General features: G+C 64.0%; 18 protein-coding genes and 1 tRNA gene. 9 read left to right on the forward strand and 10 right to left on the reverse strand.

Annotated elements, in window-relative coordinates; all coding sequences use genetic code 11:
- Positions 1 to 14: 14 nt before the first annotated feature.
- The 6 genes from WA237_RS00550 to WA237_RS00575 all read left to right on the forward strand — a co-directional run bounded on the left by WA237_RS00550 (position 15) and on the right by WA237_RS00575 (position 6483).
- Positions 15 to 1085 (forward strand): Hint domain-containing protein, encoded by a 1071-nt coding sequence (locus tag WA237_RS00550; protein WP_336096284.1) that lies wholly within the window; start codon positions 15 to 17, stop codon positions 1083 to 1085.
- 289 nt (positions 1086 to 1374) lie between these two features.
- Entirely contained in the window at positions 1375 to 1995 is a 621-nt protein-coding gene (gene rpsD / locus WA237_RS00555) for a 30S ribosomal protein S4 (protein WP_009812523.1), read from the forward strand.
- 98 nt (positions 1996 to 2093) lie between these two features.
- The gene (locus WA237_RS00560) at positions 2094 to 3515 is read left to right on the forward strand and encodes a homospermidine synthase (RefSeq protein ID WP_009812524.1); all 1422 of its coding nucleotides are present in this window, start codon (positions 2094 to 2096) and stop codon (positions 3513 to 3515) included.
- 93 nt (positions 3516 to 3608) lie between these two features.
- Complete coding sequence (hisC, locus tag WA237_RS00565) at positions 3609 to 4694, forward strand: histidinol-phosphate transaminase (RefSeq protein ID WP_336096285.1); 1086 nt, start codon at positions 3609 to 3611, stop codon at positions 4692 to 4694.
- Entirely contained in the window at positions 4691 to 5626 is a 936-nt protein-coding gene (locus WA237_RS00570; RefSeq protein WP_336096286.1) for a prephenate/arogenate dehydrogenase family protein, read from the forward strand. The genes hisC and WA237_RS00570 overlap by 4 nt, the downstream gene beginning before the upstream one ends.
- Positions 5623 to 6483 (forward strand): extensin-like domain-containing protein, encoded by an 861-nt coding sequence (locus WA237_RS00575; RefSeq protein ID WP_336096287.1) that lies wholly within the window; start codon positions 5623 to 5625, stop codon positions 6481 to 6483. The genes WA237_RS00570 and WA237_RS00575 overlap by 4 nt, the downstream gene beginning before the upstream one ends.
- A gap of 3 nt (positions 6484 to 6486) precedes the next feature.
- On the opposite strand, the gene WA237_RS00580 is transcribed toward WA237_RS00575, so the two are convergent.
- The 8 genes from WA237_RS00580 to WA237_RS00615 form a co-directional block, all read right to left on the reverse strand.
- On the reverse strand, positions 6487 to 7071 hold the full coding sequence (locus tag WA237_RS00580; protein WP_336096288.1) for a GNAT family N-acetyltransferase: 585 nt from the start codon (positions 7069 to 7071) through the stop codon (positions 6487 to 6489).
- Entirely contained in the window at positions 7068 to 7463 is a 396-nt protein-coding gene (locus WA237_RS00585; RefSeq protein WP_336096289.1) for a ketosteroid isomerase-related protein, read from the reverse strand. Before WA237_RS00585 ends, WA237_RS00580 begins: the two co-directional genes overlap by 4 nt.
- The gene (locus tag WA237_RS00590) at positions 7460 to 7924 is read right to left on the reverse strand and encodes an arsenate-mycothiol transferase ArsC (protein ID WP_336096290.1); all 465 of its coding nucleotides are present in this window, start codon (positions 7922 to 7924) and stop codon (positions 7460 to 7462) included. The genes WA237_RS00585 and WA237_RS00590 overlap by 4 nt, the downstream gene beginning before the upstream one ends.
- Before the next feature lie 3 nt (positions 7925 to 7927).
- Complete coding sequence (locus WA237_RS00595; RefSeq protein ID WP_009812531.1) at positions 7928 to 8407, reverse strand: UPF0262 family protein; 480 nt, start codon at positions 8405 to 8407, stop codon at positions 7928 to 7930.
- A 69-nt stretch (positions 8408 to 8476) separates the two neighbouring features.
- Positions 8477 to 9781, reverse strand: a complete 1305-nt coding sequence (hisD, locus tag WA237_RS00600) for a histidinol dehydrogenase (protein WP_336096291.1) — start codon at positions 9779 to 9781, stop codon at positions 8477 to 8479.
- Positions 9782 to 9820: 39 nt separating this feature from the next.
- Positions 9821 to 10294 carry a DUF2948 family protein gene (locus WA237_RS00605; RefSeq protein ID WP_009812533.1) on the reverse strand — a complete coding sequence of 158 codons (474 nt, stop codon included), beginning with the start codon at positions 10292 to 10294 and terminating at the stop codon, positions 9821 to 9823.
- Positions 10291 to 11559, reverse strand: coding sequence for a UDP-N-acetylglucosamine 1-carboxyvinyltransferase (gene murA / locus WA237_RS00610; RefSeq protein WP_336096292.1), 1269 nt, complete (start codon positions 11557 to 11559; stop codon positions 10291 to 10293). The genes WA237_RS00605 and murA overlap by 4 nt, the downstream gene beginning before the upstream one ends.
- 4 nt (positions 11560 to 11563) lie before the next feature.
- Positions 11564 to 11740, reverse strand: coding sequence for a hypothetical protein (locus WA237_RS00615; RefSeq protein ID WP_336096293.1), 177 nt, complete (start codon positions 11738 to 11740; stop codon positions 11564 to 11566).
- Positions 11741 to 11823: 83 nt separating this feature from the next.
- On the opposite strand from WA237_RS00615, the gene WA237_RS00620 reads away from it, so the two are divergent.
- Positions 11824 to 11898, forward strand: a tRNA-Thr gene (locus WA237_RS00620).
- An 839-nt stretch (positions 11899 to 12737) separates the two neighbouring features.
- On the opposite strand, the gene WA237_RS00625 is transcribed toward WA237_RS00620, so the two are convergent.
- On the reverse strand, positions 12738 to 13112 hold the full coding sequence (locus WA237_RS00625) for a winged helix-turn-helix transcriptional regulator (protein ID WP_336096294.1): 375 nt from the start codon (positions 13110 to 13112) through the stop codon (positions 12738 to 12740).
- Between the two features lie 130 nt (positions 13113 to 13242).
- On the opposite strand from WA237_RS00625, the gene WA237_RS00630 reads away from it, so the two are divergent.
- A complete protein-coding gene (locus tag WA237_RS00630) occupies positions 13243 to 13851 on the forward strand; it encodes an NAD(P)H-dependent oxidoreductase (RefSeq protein ID WP_336096295.1) in 609 nt (202 codons plus the stop codon).
- Positions 13838 to 14539 (forward strand): glutathione S-transferase family protein, encoded by a 702-nt coding sequence (locus WA237_RS00635; protein WP_336096296.1) that lies wholly within the window; start codon positions 13838 to 13840, stop codon positions 14537 to 14539. The genes WA237_RS00630 and WA237_RS00635 overlap by 14 nt, the downstream gene beginning before the upstream one ends.
- Before the next feature lie 453 nt (positions 14540 to 14992).
- On the opposite strand, the gene rplT is transcribed toward WA237_RS00635, so the two are convergent.
- A complete protein-coding gene (gene rplT / locus WA237_RS00640; protein ID WP_009812541.1) occupies positions 14993 to 15358 on the reverse strand; it encodes a 50S ribosomal protein L20 in 366 nt (121 codons plus the stop codon).
- Between the last annotated feature and the right edge of the window lie 7 nt (positions 15359 to 15365).

A 15365-nucleotide genomic window follows, 5' to 3' on the forward strand; every position in this document is an offset into this window, starting at 1 on the left:
AGGAAATACGGGCAATGAGAACGGGCTTTCAAGGCACGTTTGTCATTTCCATGTCGCAAACAGAAGTGGACGATTTCCCGCCTAAGGGGATCGATGCGATTACGGTCGGTGCGACCTGGTCGTGGCATGGCGACATGGTATGTGTCGACGGCCCCTCATCGGTTTTGCGACTGGAGAAGGCAGACACGCGGGCAGGCACCCGCAAACGCGCGGCGCGACTGGTCCGCAAGATGGTCGGCGCCGCCATGACCGGCACCAATGATTTGACCAAGATCGAGATCGCAGATCCGCTTCTGGATCGCGGATTTGTCGTCACCAATGGCGTCAAGAGCTACACGATCACCGTGATCGAAACCGGCACGCCATCGCCCCCCCTCTTGATGTTCCATGACGACATCCCGCCCAAGAACACCGATATGTGGGTCGTCCATCACAGCTTTGAAGGGCTGAGCGCCCCGGTCGCCGACCAAGGCCCCGACGCGGGCGGCGTCATCTGTTTCACCCCCGGCACCCGTATCGCCACCCCCGACGGTCCACGCCTCATCGAAGAGCTGCGCGAAGGCGACCGGGTCTCGACCCGCGACAACGGCGCCCAGGAGATCCAGTGGATCGGCAGCCGCCGCATGTCCGGGGCCCGTCTCTTTGCCCTGCCGCGCCTGCGCCCGATCCGGTTTCGCGCCGGGGCGCTGGGCATCGACCGGCCAGACGAGGAACTTCTGGTCAGCCCCGAACACCGGATGCTGATCAAGGGTGACGAGGCCCGCGCGCTCTTCAACACCGACGAGGTGCTGGTCGCCGCCAAGGACCTGATCAACAAGGACACGATCCATGTCGATCTCGCGGTGCGCGAGGTGACCTATATCCACCTCCTCCTGCCCCGCCATCAGATCCTCTGGGCCAATGGCCTGGAAACCGAGAGCTTCCACCCCGCCTCGGCCTCGCTCGACGGGCTCGACGGCGACGACCGCGATCGGCTGCTGGCCCAGGTCCCCGCCCTGCGCCATGATCCGCAGAGCTATGGCATGTTTGCCCGCCGCTGCCTCTCGGGCTCCGAGGCCGCCATCTGGGCACATGAGGCGGCCTGACACGGCCGCCTTCCCGCCCCTCACTGCGATGCGGCCCCAAACCGCTGCGTTTCCCCCGTTGACTCCCCCCCGCGACCCTGTATAAGCGCGGCTTCATTGGTGTTGGTGGCCCCCGCAAGGGGATCCCTGTCGAAGCGCAAGCTTAGAGGACAACGCCCTTTGCAGATGGCACGAGGCCCATATCCGGGCCGGTCCACACTGCGGGTCCCGCGGCAACGCGATTTCGGCCCGAAAAGTGGGAACCGGTTTTCGGAAACAAGCCGAAATGCCAATATAAAGGAGATCAGCCGTGACCAAACGCACGTCTGCCAAGTACAAAATCGACCGCCGCATGGGCGAAAACATCTGGGGTCGCCCCAAGTCGCCCGTCAACCGTCGTGAAAACGCCCCCGGTCAGCACGGTGCCCGCCGCAAGGCGAAACTGTCGGACTTCGGTCTGCAGCTGCGCGCCAAGCAAAAGCTCAAAGGCTACTACGGCGACCTGACCGAGAAACAATTCCGTCGCATCTTCCGCGAAGCCGAGCGTGTCAAAGGCGACACCGGTGAGAACCTGATCGGCCTGCTCGAGCGCCGCCTCGACGCCGTGGTCTACCGCGCCAAATTCGTCGCCACCATGTTCGCCGCACGCCAGTTCGTGAACCACGGCCACGTGAAGGTGAACGGCCAGCGCGTCAACATCCCCTCCTACCGTGTGAAAGAGGGTGACGTGATCGAGGTCCGCGACCGCTCCAAGCAGATCGCCGTGCTTCTCGAAGCCACCCAACTGGCCGAGCGTGACGTGCCCGATTACATCGACGCGGACCATTCGAAAATGACGGCGACCTTCGTCCGCACCCCGGGTCTGAGCGACGTGCCCTACCCGGTGATGATGGAACCGAACCTCGTCATCGAATTCTACGCTCAGAACTAAGCTTCTGACGCTTTATTTCCGAAAGGCCGCGCCGCTAGGTGCGGCCTTTTTTCGTTTCAGGGCCGCGACCCGGCCATTTCTGCCTCGAGGAGACAATCATGGCGCAGAACTATCCCATCTACGGCCGCATCGACGGCCCCATCGTGATGATCGGTTTCGGCTCGATCGGCAAAGGCACCTGGCCGCTGATCGAACGCCATTTCGAATATGACGCGGATCAGTTCCTGGTGATCGAGCCGGACACGGCCCAGCACAATTTTCTGCGCCAGCACAAGCTCAACTTCATCGACACCGCCCTCACCCCGGAAAACTACCGCGAGGTGCTCAGCGGTCTCTTCCCCGAGGGCAAAGGCTTCTGCGTCAACCTGAGCGTCGACACCTCCTCGCTCGACCTGATGAAGCTCTGCCGCGAGATGGGCGTGCTCTATATCGACACCGTGGTCGAACCCTGGGCCGGCTTCTATTTCGACACAGAAGACAATGCCGCGCGCACCAACTACGCCCTGCGTCAGAAGGTCCGCGACGAAAAGGCGGCCAACCCCGGCGGCACCACCGCCGTCTCTTGCTGCGGGGCCAACCCCGGCATGGTGAGCTGGTTCGTCAAGGAAGCACTTCTGACACTCGCCCGCGACACTGGCCGCGACGCCACTGCCCCCGCCGACCGCGCAGGCTGGGCCAAGCTCATGCAATCGCTCGGCGTCAAGGGCGTCCACATCGCCGAACGCGACACCCAGGCCCGCCGCACCCCGCGCCCGCGCGGCACTTTCGTCAACACCTGGTCCGTCGAAGGCTTTATCTCCGAGGGCTTCCAACCGGCCGAACTGGGCTGGGGCACGCATGAGACATGGTTTCCCGAAAACGCCCACCGTCAGGACGAGGGCTGCAAATCCGCGATCTGGCTCGAACGCCCCGGCGCGATCACCCGCGTCCACAGCTGGTGCCCGACCCCCGGCCCGCAATTCGGCTTTCTGGTGACCCATAACGAGGCGGTCTCGATCTCGGATTACTACACCGTCGGCGAGGGCCACGATCCTGAATACCGCCCGACCTGCCACTATGCCTACCACCCGTCCGATGACGCGGTGCTGTCGTTGCATGAAATGTTCGGCTCGGGCAAGCAGCAGCAGAAACACCATATCCTCACCGAGGACGAAATCGTCGAAGGCATCGACGAGCTCGGCGTGCTGCTCTTCGGCCATGAGAAAAACGCGCTCTGGTTCGGCTCGCGCCTCTCGAACGAGGAAACCCGCGATCTCGCCCCCTATCAAAACGCCACCGGGCTGCAGGTCACCTCGGCCGTGCTCGCCGGCATGGTTTGGGCGCTGGAAAACCCGCAGGCCGGCATCGTCGAGACCGACGAGATGGATCACGCCCGCTGCCTCGAAGTGCAACGCCCCTACCTCGGCCCGGTCGAGGCCCATTACACCGACTGGACACCCCTGCAGGACCGCTGGGAACATTTCCCCGAGGACATCGACGAGAGCGACCCGTGGCTCTTCCGCAACGTGTTGGCGACCTGATTGCACCACCCGCCAAGGCTGTGCAGCAAGGGGGGCGTTGACGCTTCCCTTGCCCAGCGGCCCAAGCTAAGACAGCTCCAAAGGAGCCCCGAGATGACACAGATCACACCGCAACCCGGCATCATGGACATCGCCCTCTACGAGAGCGGCGCCGCGCATGTCGAAGGCATTTCCAACGTGGTCAAGCTGAGCTCGAACGAAAACCCGTTCGGCCCGAGCGACCAGGCCCGCGAGGCCTATGCCAAGGCGGGCTATGATCTGCACCGTTATCCCTCTTCCGACCATGGCGCGCTGCGCCGGGCGCTGGCGGCGCATCACGATCTCGACGCCGACCGCATCATCTGCGGCGCGGGAAGCGATGAAATCATTGCCTTTCTCTGTCAGGCCTATGCCGGGCCGGGCACCGAGGTGATCCACACCGAACATGGGTTTTCCATGTACAAGATTTCGGCGCTGGCCGCCGGGGCGACACCGGTGGAAGTGGCTGAGCGCGAACGCGTGACCGATGTCGATGCGATCCTCGCCGCCTGCACCGATGCCACCCGGCTGGTGTTTCTGGCCAACCCCAACAACCCCACCGGCACCATGATCGGCGACGGCGAAGTCGCCCGTCTCGCCGAGGCCCTGCCGCCGCATGTGCTCTTGGTGCTCGACGGGGCCTATGCCGAATATGTCGAAGGCTATGACGGCGGCGCAGGCCTCGTCGATGCCCGCGAGAACGTCGTGATGACCCGCACCTTCTCCAAGCTCTACGGGCTCGGCGGGCTGCGCGTCGGCTGGGGCTATGGCCCGAAACATGTGATCGACGTGCTCAACCGGGTGCGCGGGCCGTTCAACCTCGCAACCCCGGCCCTCGCCGCCGCCGAGGCCGCCCTGCGCGACACCGCCTGGACCGAGAAATGCCGCAATGAAAACAGCCGCTTGCGCGCATGGCTCGCCGAGGCGCTGGCCGAACATGGCGTGCCCTCCGACACCTCGACCGCGAACTTCATCCTCGCCCGCTTTGCCAGCCCCGATCAGGCCCGCGCCTGTGACGCGCATCTGCAATCGCAAGGGCTGATCGTGCGGCAGGTGGCGGGCTACAACCTGCCCCATTGCCTGCGCATCACCGTCGGCGACGAGCCGAGCTGCCGCCGCGTGGCCCATGCCATCGGCCAGTTCATGGGAGATGCGGAATGACCGAAACCCCTGCCCCGATGTACAACCGGGTGGCGCTGATCGGTCTCGGGCTCATCGCCTCGTCGATGTTCTGGGCGATGAAACGCGCCGGTGTGGCGGGCGAAGTGACGGGCTATGCCCGCTCTGCCGCCACCCGCCAGACCGCCCGCGACATCGGCCTTTGCGACCGCGTCTGCGACACCGCCGCCGAGGCCTGCGAAGGCGCCGATCTCGTCGTGCTCTGCGTGCCGGTGGGCGCCATGGGCGACGTCGCTGCCGAAATCCGCCCAATGCTCGCCCCCGGCACCACGGTGAGCGATGTGGGCTCGGTCAAACGCGCGGTGATCGAGGCGGTCGGCCCGCATATCCCGGAAGGCGTGCATTTCATCCCCGCCCACCCGCTCGCCGGGACCGAACAATCGGGACCGACCTCCGGCTTTGCCGAGCTCTTCGACAACCGCTGGAACCTGATCGTGCCGGTGCCCGGCTCGGACGAGGCGGCGATCGAACGGCTCGAACGCTTCTGGCAGGCGCTTGGTGCCAACACCGAGCGGATGGACGCCGATCACCATGACCTCGTGCTTGCGGTCACCTCCCATACGCCGCATCTTATCGCCTATACGATGGTGGGCGTGGCCGATGACCTGCGCCGGGTGACGGATAGTGAAGTGATCAAATATTCTGCTGCAGGGTTTCGGGATTTCACACGGATTGCCGCGAGCGATCCGACCATGTGGCGTGACGTCTTCCTGACCAACAAGGATGCGACGCTCGAAATCCTGGGCCGGTTCACCGAAGAACTCTTCGCGCTGCAACGGGCCATCCGCATGGGCGACGGCGACCATCTGCACGAGTATTTCACCCATACCCGCGCCATCCGCCGTGGCATCATCGAGGCAGGTCAGGACACCGACGCCCCCGATTTCGGCCGCAAACCCAAGCGGGACGCATGATCCGGGCGGCGCTGGCATCCCTGGCCATCCTGATGGCCGTGGGTCCAGCGCCCGCTCTGGCCGACGCCCCCAAGACCTCGCTGCGCCCCATCGCACGCATTGGCGATATCCCCGTGCCCCGCGCCGAGCCGACTCCGGCCCCAGCCCCTACCCCTGCCCCGGCTGCGACCGTTGTGGTAACCCCCGAGGCGCAACCCAATACCCAGCAACAGCCCGACGCGATCCGCCCCGGCGCGCGCAAGGTCGGTCAGGGCCTCTTCAAATCCCTGCGCCCCCAGCGCCGCACCGAGCGCAGCAAGAAACAGGCCCGCACCGTGATCCGCCAACGCCAAAAAGGCGCGGTCTGTGGCGATGTCGCCCTGCAGGGCGACGTGATCGGTCGCGTCCCCGGCCGCATCAAGGGCTGCGGCATCCAGAATGCCATCAAACTGCGCTCGGTCTCCGGCATCGCGCTGAGCCAACCGGCGCTGATGGATTGCACCACCGCCAAATCCTTCAAAACCTGGGTGGATCGCGGCCTTAAACCGGCCATCGGCTCGCGCGGCGGCGGCGTGGCGGGGCTCGGCATCGCCGCCCATTACGCCTGCCGCACCCGCAACAACAAGCCCGGCGCGAAACTCTCGGAACACAGCACCGGACGCGCCATCGACATCTCGTCGATCCTGCTGCGCGACGGCACCCAGATCACGCTCTTGAAGCACTGGAACAGCAAGACCTATGGCAAAGCCCTGCGGCAGATGCACGGCGCCGCCTGCGGCCCCTTCGGCACGGTGCTCGGCCCCAATGCCGACCGATACCATCTCGACCATTTCCACTTTGACACCGCCCGCTATCGCAGCGGCAGCTACTGCCGCTAAGCGCTAGAGCGCGCGCATCCAGAATTGCAGCGGATGATCGGTCTCGGCCTCCTGGTCGAGATCCTTCCAGCGAAACTGCGCCACGACCCCCGGCACCGGCGCATAGCCGCGCTTGCGCCAGAACCCATCAAGAGGCCGATAGCCCGCGTCGCGCAGCGGATGATCCTGCGGCCGCACCACCCCGCAAAAGGCGGCATGGCCCCGCCCCAAATCCCGCGCATGGGCCTCGCGCGCATCGAAAAACGCATGCCCCAGCCCCTGCCCGCGATACTCGGGCAACAGAACGCTCTCGGCACAGTAGAAAATATCATTGAGCGCCACCGCTTGCCCGGCAAAGGCCGCACCGAAATCCGCCGCGTGATCCTCCATCGGCGCACCGGTCGACGCCCCGACGAGCCGCGCCCCATCAAAGGCGCCTACAAGGATCGCATCGGCACTGTCGCGATAGGTCTGCAGATAATCCTGCTCATAGGCCAGATCCCCATCATAGAGATAGGGCCACGTCCGAAACACCGCGATCCGGAGCCGCGCCACATCCTCGAGCGCCGCACCAAGGCTCTCGCCTGTCAGCCGCCGCGTCTCGATCATCCGACCTGACGCATCCAGTCCGCGAGGTTGTAATAGGTGACGACCCGCGTGATCTTGTCCCCCTCGAGCGAGAAAAACGACCCCGCGGGCAGGCGATAGGTCTGCCCCCGCGCCTCCGGCAGGCCTTCGTCGGTCGCCAGATAGGTGCCATTGACGATGAATTCCGCCGCCGCGCGTGTCCCGCCCTCGGCCTCGAAAATCACCATATCGGTAAGCTCCTCGCGATAGCAGCGGCTCATATGGGCGCAAAACGCGCGGAACTTATCCTTCCCCACGCGCACCGCGCCCTCATTGACATGATGCGCCACATCCTCGGCAAGACAGCCGAGCATCCCCTCGGTATCGCCCGCGTTGAAGGCCTCGAAATAGCGGCGGATGGTGGGATGGCTCATGTCTCTTGCTCCTTCGGGTCGCCCCACCGGTCAATCAGGTGGTTGCGGATCTGATCACGGGTCTGCCGGTAGGCCGAGAGCTTGGCCTCGCGCCCTTCGCCAAGGCCGGTCGGGTCCATGATCGGCCAGTAAATCACATCGAGATGAAACCAGCGCGTCAGCTCGAGCGCCCGCCGCTGGCTCGCCGGGCTGAGCGCCACGACAATGTCAAAGGACGACAGATCGTCGCCCCATTCTTCCATCTCGTCAAAACTGCGCACCCGGTGCCGGGCCAGCTCGACACCGATCTCCTTGCAGACCGCGATGGAAAACCCGTCAATGTCGAGATCGCTCTTCACCCCTGCCGATTGCACATAGGTGTCCGTGCCATAGAGCTGCTTCATGATCCCTTCGGCCATGGGCGACCGCACGGCATTGTGGTCACAGCAAAACAGCACCGATTGCGGCAGCGGCTCCGGCATCGCTCAGCCCCCGAAATGCAAAACGCAGATCAGGGTAAACAGGCGCCGCGCGGTATCGTTGTCGATTTCCGCCTTGCCCTCGAGCCGCTCTTCGAGAACCCGCGCGCCCTCATTATGGATGCCGCGCCGGGCCATATCGATGGTCTCGATCTGCGCCGGGGCGAGGTTTTTCACCGCGTCGAAATAGCTCTCGCAAATGGCCCAGTAATCCTTGACCACCTGCCGAAACGGGCTCAGCGACAGGTGGAACTCTGCCGCCGGGTCCTTTGCCTCGGTCTTGATGTCAAAGACGAGCCGCTTGTCGCGGATCGACAGCGACAGATGATAGGGGCCCTCGGGCACCTCGCGGTCGTCGCGCGCGGGCAGCACAAAGGAGTTCTCCTCCATCAGGTCGTAGATCGCGACCTTGCGCTCCTGCTCGATCTCGGGCGTGGGTGGCGGCAGGCTGGAATCATCCAACTCGATATGACAGATTCGGCTCATCAGACGTCTTTCAATACTCGTTACCAAACTGCCTAGCGCAGCCGCGTCACTGGGGCAATGCCCCGGCCCTCATCCTTTGTTGAGTGTATCCAGACGCGCACGCACCGACAGACCATGTGCCTCAAGGCTCTCCGATTGCGCAAGAACCTCGGCCGCCGGCCCAATCGCGCGCAGCGCCTCCGGGCTCATCCGCGCCAGCGTCGTGCGCTTGAGGAAATCCATCACGCTGAGACCCGAGGAAAACCGTGCTGACCGCGCCGTGGGCAGCACGTGATTGGGCCCGCCGACATAATCGCCAATGGCCTCGGGCGTCCAGGAGCCGATGAAAATCGCCCCGGCATGAGTGATCTTCTCCGACAGCGCATCTGCCTCTGCGACACAGAGCTCGAGATGCTCGGGCGCCACCCGGTCCGACAGCGCCACCGCCCGGTCGAGATCGGGCACGGTGATCACCGCCCCGAAATCACGCCAGCTCGCCGCCGCGATTTTGCGCCGCTCCAGCGTCTCGAGATGCCGGTCGATGGCCGCGCAAACCTCGCGCGCCATGCCCGCATCATCGGTGATCAGGATGGATTGCGCGCTCTCGTCATGCTCGGCCTGGCTCAGCATATCGAGCGCCACCCAATCGGGATTGGCGCTCTTGTCGGCAATCACCAGAATCTCCGACGGGCCCGCGATCATGTCGATGCCGACCTTGCCAAAGACCTGCCGCTTGGCGGCGGCGACAAAGGCATTGCCCGGTCCGGTGATCTTGTCCACCGGCGCGATGCTCTCGGTGCCATAGGCCAGCGCCGCAATCGCCTGCGCGCCGCCAATACGATAGACCTCGTCAACGCCCGCGATCCGCGCCGCCAACAGCACCAGCGGATTGGCCACCCCATCGGGCGTCGGCACCGCAATGGCCAGCCGGTCAACCCCCGCCACCTTGGCCGGGATGGCGTTCATCAGAACCGACGACGGATAAGAGGCAAGCCCGCCGGGCACATAGAGCCCCGCCGCCGACACCGCACCCCAACGCCAGCCGAGCATCGCGCCCGCCGCATCGGTCCAGCTCTGATCCTCCGGCATCTGCCGCGCGTGATAGGCCCGGATGCGCTCGGCCGCCAATTCCAGCGCCGCGCGCTCGGCCTCCGGCACCTGCGCCACCGCCGCGTCAATCTCGGCCTCGGAAAACCGCAGCGTCTCGGGCGTCAGCGCCAGCCGGTCAAACCGCTCGGTCAGCTCGATCACCGCCGCATCGCCGCGCGCCCGCACATCCGCGATGATCGCCGCAACCGTGTCATTCACATCGACGGAATCCTCGCGTTTCGAGGCCAGGAGCGCCGTGAACTCGCGCTCGAACTCCGGCGCATCCGCATCAAGAAATACAGGCATGGTCTTCTTTCTTTTATAAGTTTTCAGCGCAGCCGCCAGTCACGCCCCGTGATCGGGCGCCTTGCCCGAGGGCGCGAGATAGGGCCGCGTCACATCGCGCAGCCGCAGCTCGAGCGCCTCGACCGCCAGCCGGATCGCGCCATCGCCCGCCAGGGTGAGCAGCACATGACCCGTGCCATCCTCGCCCGGCTCAAAGCTCACCGACAGAAGCGACAGCACCAGATCGGGATCGCCCCGCTCGACGCCCTGGCTCGCCACGCCGAGCACGTTTTCCACCGCCAGCACCGATTGCACCCGCTCCGGGCTGCGCCGCGTCCGCGCCGCATCTTCCCAGCGGAACCGGTTGATCAGCAGGGCAAACCGCCGCGCCTTGCGCTCCCAGCGCATTTCGCTCGCCGGAAACACCGCATCCTGCGCCAGCGCCGACAGCACCTTGAGATCGTCGAGATCCCAGGCCCCGAGGTTCAGCGGCTGCTCGCCACCATCTTCGAAACGGGCGTCTTCCACGCTCATGATCCTGCGGTCCTTTCGATCTTGGCCCCGACATTGCGCAGCTTCTCGACAAGCCGCTCATAGCCCCGGTCGAGATGATAGACCCGGTTGACCTGCGTGTCGCCCTCTGCCGCCAGCCCCGCAAGGATGAGAGACACCGAGGCCCGCAGATCGGTCGCCATCACCGGCGCGCCCTTCATCCGCTCGACACCCGACACTTTCGCCGTGCCGCCATGCACCTCGATCCGCGCGCCCATCCGCTGCAGTTCCGGCGCGTGCATGAAGCGGTTCTCGAAAATCTTCTCCTCGAGAACACTGTCGCCCTCGGCGGTGCACATCAGCGCCATGAACTGCGCCTGCAAATCGGTCGGAAAGCCCGGGAAGGGCTCGGTCGTCACATCCACCGCCTGCACCCGGCCGTTCTTGCGCGCCACCTTGAGCCCGCGCTCGGTCTCCGTCACCTCGACGCCCGCCGCTTCGAGCTTTTGACAAAACGCCTCGAGCAGATCGCGCCGCCCGCCAAGGCATTCGACCTCGCCGCCACAGATCGCCGGCGCCAGCATATAGGTGCCAAGCTCGATCCGGTCGGTGACCACCGGATGGGTCGCCCCATGCAGCCGGTCCACCCCCTGAATGACGATCTCGCTGGTGCCGTCGCCCTCGATCTGCGCGCCCATCTTGCGCAGGCAAGTCGCCAGATCGACAATCTCCGGCTCGCGCGCCGCATTGCGCAGCACGGTTGTCCCTTTGGCCAGTGTCGCCGCCATGAGCACATTCTCCGTCGCCCCCACCGAGGCAAAACCGAACTCGATCACCGCGCCCTTGAGCCCGCCGGGCACCTTGGCATGCAAATAGCCATCCTTGAGCTCGATCTCGGCCCCGAGTTTTTCCAGCCCGAAAATATGCAGATCCATCGGCCGCGACCCGATCGCACAGCCGCCGGGCAGCGACACCACCGCCTGCCCCAGCCGCGCCAGCATCGGCCCGAGCACCAGGTTCGACGCCCGCATCTTGCGCACGATGTCATACTCGGCCACGTGGTTGTTGATGTCATGGCTCGACATCGCCTGCACCTGCCCGTCCTGCATCGAGGTCACCTCGGCCCCGAGCGACTGCAACAGCTGCGTCATCGTCTTGATATCCGACAGGCGCGGCGCATTGGTCAGCGTCAGCGGCTCCTCGCTGAGCAGCGTGGCGGGCATCAGCGTCAAACAGGCGTTCTTCGCGCCAGCGATGGGAATCTCTCCCGAGAGGGGCCCGTTGCCCGTCACCACGATACTGTCCATTAACCTATTCCTTGTCCTGCTCGGGTTTCTTCTCCGACGTGTCTGCCGCGCCCTTGCGGGCCCGCGCCTGCGCCTTGCGCCGGGCCAGATTGGCCTTGAGCGCGGCTTTCAAACGATCCTCCCGGGACGAGGTGCCCCCCGCCGTGCCGCCGCCGGATGTGTCACTTTTTCGCTCTGTCATGGCCTCTCTCTACAGCAGGTGAGAAAAGGGGTCCAGAAGGGGGTTGCACAGGCTTTGGATTGAGTCTATCAGCCCCTCACGCTGCTGCTGTAGCTCAGTGGTAGAGCGCACCCTTGGTAAGGGTGAGGTCGGGAGTTCAATCCTCCCCAGCAGCACCAGCATCCCCCAAAGATCAGAAAATCAGGCCACATCCCGCCCGGACGCCCACTCTCGGCCCGGCCCTGATCCGTCCCCGCGCGCGTTCTCCCTGTCCCGAATCTCCCCCGCGCCCGCCCCTTGGGGGCGGCTCAAGCGCTGCCAAATCTCCAATTTGGCAAGGGGGACAAATCAAACCACAGAGCGTCAGGTAGATCATAGGTCTCTTGCGACCATCGCAGAGGCCAACGTCAGCCCCTGGTGTGGCGACCCACCCTCATTCCGAAGCGCTTTATGCCAGCCAAGCAAATCCAACAGATCTGGCCGCGCCTGCATCAGCCAAATCGCCAGCCCAAGGGAGGGGCTGACGATGGCCGGGCACCTGCGGTGCTGTTAACCGGCCCGGCGCCTGCCATGACGGGCAGACAAGGGTTTGGCCCGCCATCCGCTGCGTGTTTTCTGAACGGCAGTAATAACGCGATCCGACATGAACAATGGGCAGACAGAGACGCCCCAGAGCCACGCGCCGATAGCGCCGCCTTTCGGGTCCAATCCGCTCTTGGCCCACCCCACTCGCACCCGAATCCTGCTAGCGGTTCGGGCGCTGCCAAATCAGAGATTTGGCAAGGGGATCAATGGAGATCGTGCGTCAGAGGGTCAGGCAAGCACGGTCCGAGGCCCGACGAATTCCGGCACTTTAGGCGGAAAGCGGACATTCCCCGCGAGCCGCTCCAATGCCGCATGTGCGGACTTTCCTGCCGTTCGCTGCAATGGCACGATCCGTGTCGCGATTAGGAGAGTTTTTACCGGAAAGACAGATAGCCAACATTCGTTACGGGCCGGGAGCGTCATGAAAAGGCTATCATTTCTCGACAGCCAAGGTCTTCGGCAGACCCTCACTCCATTTGCGCAATTCATCCAGGAAACTTAGGGCTGTGCGCCCGAAATCGGTAATCTCGTAGACGACGGTAATCGGGGCGGTGTCGCATACTTCGCGCCTGACCAGCCCCTGGTCTTCGAGTTGCCTTAAGCGTTCCGTGATCATCTTCTTCGACGCGCCGCCGATCATCCGGGCGAGGTCGTTGAACCGTACCGGCCCATCCTTAACATGCCAGAGGATGGAGCCAGTCCATTTCCCTCCGATGATCCGCATGCCACGCTCGATAGCGCAGGGCTCGGTGCAGGCATTGGCCGCGCTCCGTCGTCCGGCACCGTCTATTTCGATCTTTGCATCCATCGTTTCACACTCCGCTGGTCCGCTTCGGACTAGGTTACAAAAAGTATACTGGTTGTTTTTTATCCCCACAACCTTCATCTCATCCCGGACCCCGCCGCAGTCAAGCGGGCGCAGCAACGGAAGAGACGACATGAGCAAGATCCACATCCTGAACGGCGCGCAACCGTACGAATTTGCCCCCGGCAAACTCAATGAAACACTGGCGGAGCGTGCGAAGGCAACATTCGAGGCGCAGGGGCACGAGGTCCGTTTGACCACCGTCGCGGCCGGTTACGATGTGCAGGCCGAGGTCGACAGCCACCTCTGGGCGGACGTGGTCGTCCTGCAGTTCCCGGTGAACTGGATGGGCGTGCCGTGGTCGTTCAAGAAATACATGGACGAGGTCTATACGGTCGGCATGGGCGGTCAGCTCAGCAATGGCGACGGCCGCAGCGCCGCTGCCCCGAAAGCGAATTACGGTATGGGCGGCATGCTGGCAGGCACACGTTACATGATCTCGGCCACGCTGAACGCCCCGTCTGAGGCCTTCGACGACCCGGCAGAGCCCTTCTTCGAGGGCATGTCGCTGGATGATCTCCTGCGCCCGGTCCACCTGAACGCCAAATTCTTCGGCATGACGCCGCTGCCGACCTTCGGAGCCTTTGACGTGATGAAGAACCCCGAGTTTGCCACCGACCTCGCCCGGTTCGACGCCCATCTTGCCACGACTTTCGGGGAGCTCACCAATGACGCGGCCTGATATCGTCCTCTACACCGCCAACACCATGAACGGCTGGAAGCCACTGATCTTCCTGCACGAAGCACAGATCGACTATGAACTGGTGCCGATCGATTTCGGCAAGAAGGAGCAGAAGGCGCCTGACTACATGCGCCTTAACCCGAACGGGCGCATTCCGACGATCGTTGATCGCGGCGCTGATGACTTCGCAGTGTTCGAGAGCGGCGCGATCCTGTGGTATCTTGCCGAGAAATACGACCGGTTCCTCAGCCACGACCCCAAGGAGCGCTCGGAGACGCTGCAATGGCTGATGTTTCAGATGGGCGGGATCGGCCCGATGATGGGCCAGGCGATGTTCTTCCAGCGGATCGCCAAGCCGAATGGCGACGAGGTGCCCTACGCCATCGACCGCTACGTGAACGAAAGCCGCCGCCTGCTCGAAGTGCTGGATACGCGGCTTGCTGGGCGCGAGTGGCTAGTCGGGGATGCGATGTCCATCGCGGATATCGCGACCTACCCATGGGCGCGCAGCTATTTCTGGGCCACGGTAAACGTCGACGGGCTGCCGCACCTGCAGGCGTGGTTCGACCGCATCGACGCCATGCCGCGGGTTCAGGAGGCTCTGCTACTGCCGGAGCCGCGACCGTCGGCTTTCGGTAAGGGCGACACAGACGCGGCGGCCTTGGAGAACGCCGCACGTTTCCGCTGAATATACGGCGCGCGAGTTCCAGCGTCCCGGAATCCCAAGTGAACCAAAGGCGGATGGTCTGATCTCACGCCGGACATGGGGTCTACCAATGGCCAATTCTTGGATCCGCTTCGCAATCTCCGGGACGCGGGACGCAAGCCATTGTCTGCTTTGGGCTGCGAGTATCGGAGCAACCTTTCTGCGCCTGCAAAAATGCTGCGCCGGCATCGTCAAGTATATTGAGCTCTTTGCGGCCTTTCTCCGCAAATTTCACGAAGGGCCGTTTCCTACCGAAACATCCCCAAATCCCCCACAGTCGCTTTACCGACGCAATACCGACGTGTCACCGACAGGCCATTCCCAGAGGTGGGGCATCGCATCTGGACCGAGGCCCACCCGAACACTGGCCCTAAAAAGTAAAGACCCGATCGGGGGTACCGACCGGGTCTCGACCTGTTGCTGTTAACTTGGACGTTAGGCCGGCAGGGCTGCCTTGGCCTGGTCCACAATCGCACCAAACGCATCGGGTTCATGCACGGCCAGGTCGGCCAGGACCTTACGGTCCACCTCGATACCGGCCAGGCTCAGCCCGTTGATGAAGCGCGAATAGGTCAGCGCTTCGTCATGGGCGCGCACGGCAGCGTTGATACGCTGGATCCACAGGGCGCGGAAGTTGCGCTTGCGGTTCTTACGGTCGCGGGTTGCATATTGGTTCGCTTTATCAACGGCTTGCGTTGCCACCCGGAAGGTGTTCTTGCGGCGGCCGTAATAGCCTTTCGCAGCCTTGATGACTTTCTTGTGACGGGCGTGGGTGACGGTACCACCTTTAACTCGGCTCATCTCACGT

The sequence above is a fragment of the Roseovarius sp. CH_XMU1461 genome (genome assembly GCF_037027165.1).
In the GTDB taxonomy this organism is placed as follows: Bacteria; Pseudomonadota; Alphaproteobacteria; order Rhodobacterales; family Rhodobacteraceae; genus Roseovarius; species Roseovarius nubinhibens.

Bases quoted from the DNA above. Each gene is read 5' to 3' on its own strand.
- WA237_RS00550 (WP_336096284.1), top strand. From the start codon at position 15: ATGAGAACGGGCTTTCAAGGCACGTTTGTCATTTCCATGTCGCAAACA.
- WA237_RS00560 (WP_009812524.1), top strand. From the start codon at position 2,094: ATGGCGCAGAACTATCCCATCTACGGCCGCATCGACGGCCCCATCGTG.
- hisC (WP_336096285.1), top strand. From the start codon at position 3,609: ATGACACAGATCACACCGCAACCCGGCATCATGGACATCGCCCTCTAC.
- WA237_RS00570 (WP_336096286.1), top strand. From the start codon at position 4,691: ATGACCGAAACCCCTGCCCCGATGTACAACCGGGTGGCGCTGATCGGT.
- WA237_RS00575 (WP_336096287.1), top strand. From the start codon at position 5,623: ATGATCCGGGCGGCGCTGGCATCCCTGGCCATCCTGATGGCCGTGGGT.
- WA237_RS00580 (WP_336096288.1), bottom strand. From the start codon at position 7,071: ATGATCGAGACGCGGCGGCTGACAGGCGAGAGCCTTGGTGCGGCGCTC.
- WA237_RS00585 (WP_336096289.1), bottom strand. From the start codon at position 7,463: ATGAGCCATCCCACCATCCGCCGCTATTTCGAGGCCTTCAACGCGGGC.
- WA237_RS00590 (WP_336096290.1), bottom strand. From the start codon at position 7,924: ATGCCGGAGCCGCTGCCGCAATCGGTGCTGTTTTGCTGTGACCACAAT.
- WA237_RS00595 (WP_009812531.1), bottom strand. From the start codon at position 8,407: ATGAGCCGAATCTGTCATATCGAGTTGGATGATTCCAGCCTGCCGCCA.
- hisD (WP_336096291.1), bottom strand. From the start codon at position 9,781: ATGCCTGTATTTCTTGATGCGGATGCGCCGGAGTTCGAGCGCGAGTTC.
- WA237_RS00605 (WP_009812533.1), bottom strand. From the start codon at position 10,294: ATGAGCGTGGAAGACGCCCGTTTCGAAGATGGTGGCGAGCAGCCGCTG.
- murA (WP_336096292.1), bottom strand. From the start codon at position 11,559: ATGGACAGTATCGTGGTGACGGGCAACGGGCCCCTCTCGGGAGAGATT.
- WA237_RS00615 (WP_336096293.1), bottom strand. From the start codon at position 11,740: ATGACAGAGCGAAAAAGTGACACATCCGGCGGCGGCACGGCGGGGGGC.
- WA237_RS00625 (WP_336096294.1), bottom strand. From the start codon at position 13,112: ATGGATGCAAAGATCGAAATAGACGGTGCCGGACGACGGAGCGCGGCC.
- WA237_RS00630 (WP_336096295.1), top strand. From the start codon at position 13,243: ATGAGCAAGATCCACATCCTGAACGGCGCGCAACCGTACGAATTTGCC.
- WA237_RS00635 (WP_336096296.1), top strand. From the start codon at position 13,838: ATGACGCGGCCTGATATCGTCCTCTACACCGCCAACACCATGAACGGC.
- rplT (WP_009812541.1), bottom strand. From the start codon at position 15,358: ATGAGCCGAGTTAAAGGTGGTACCGTCACCCACGCCCGTCACAAGAAA.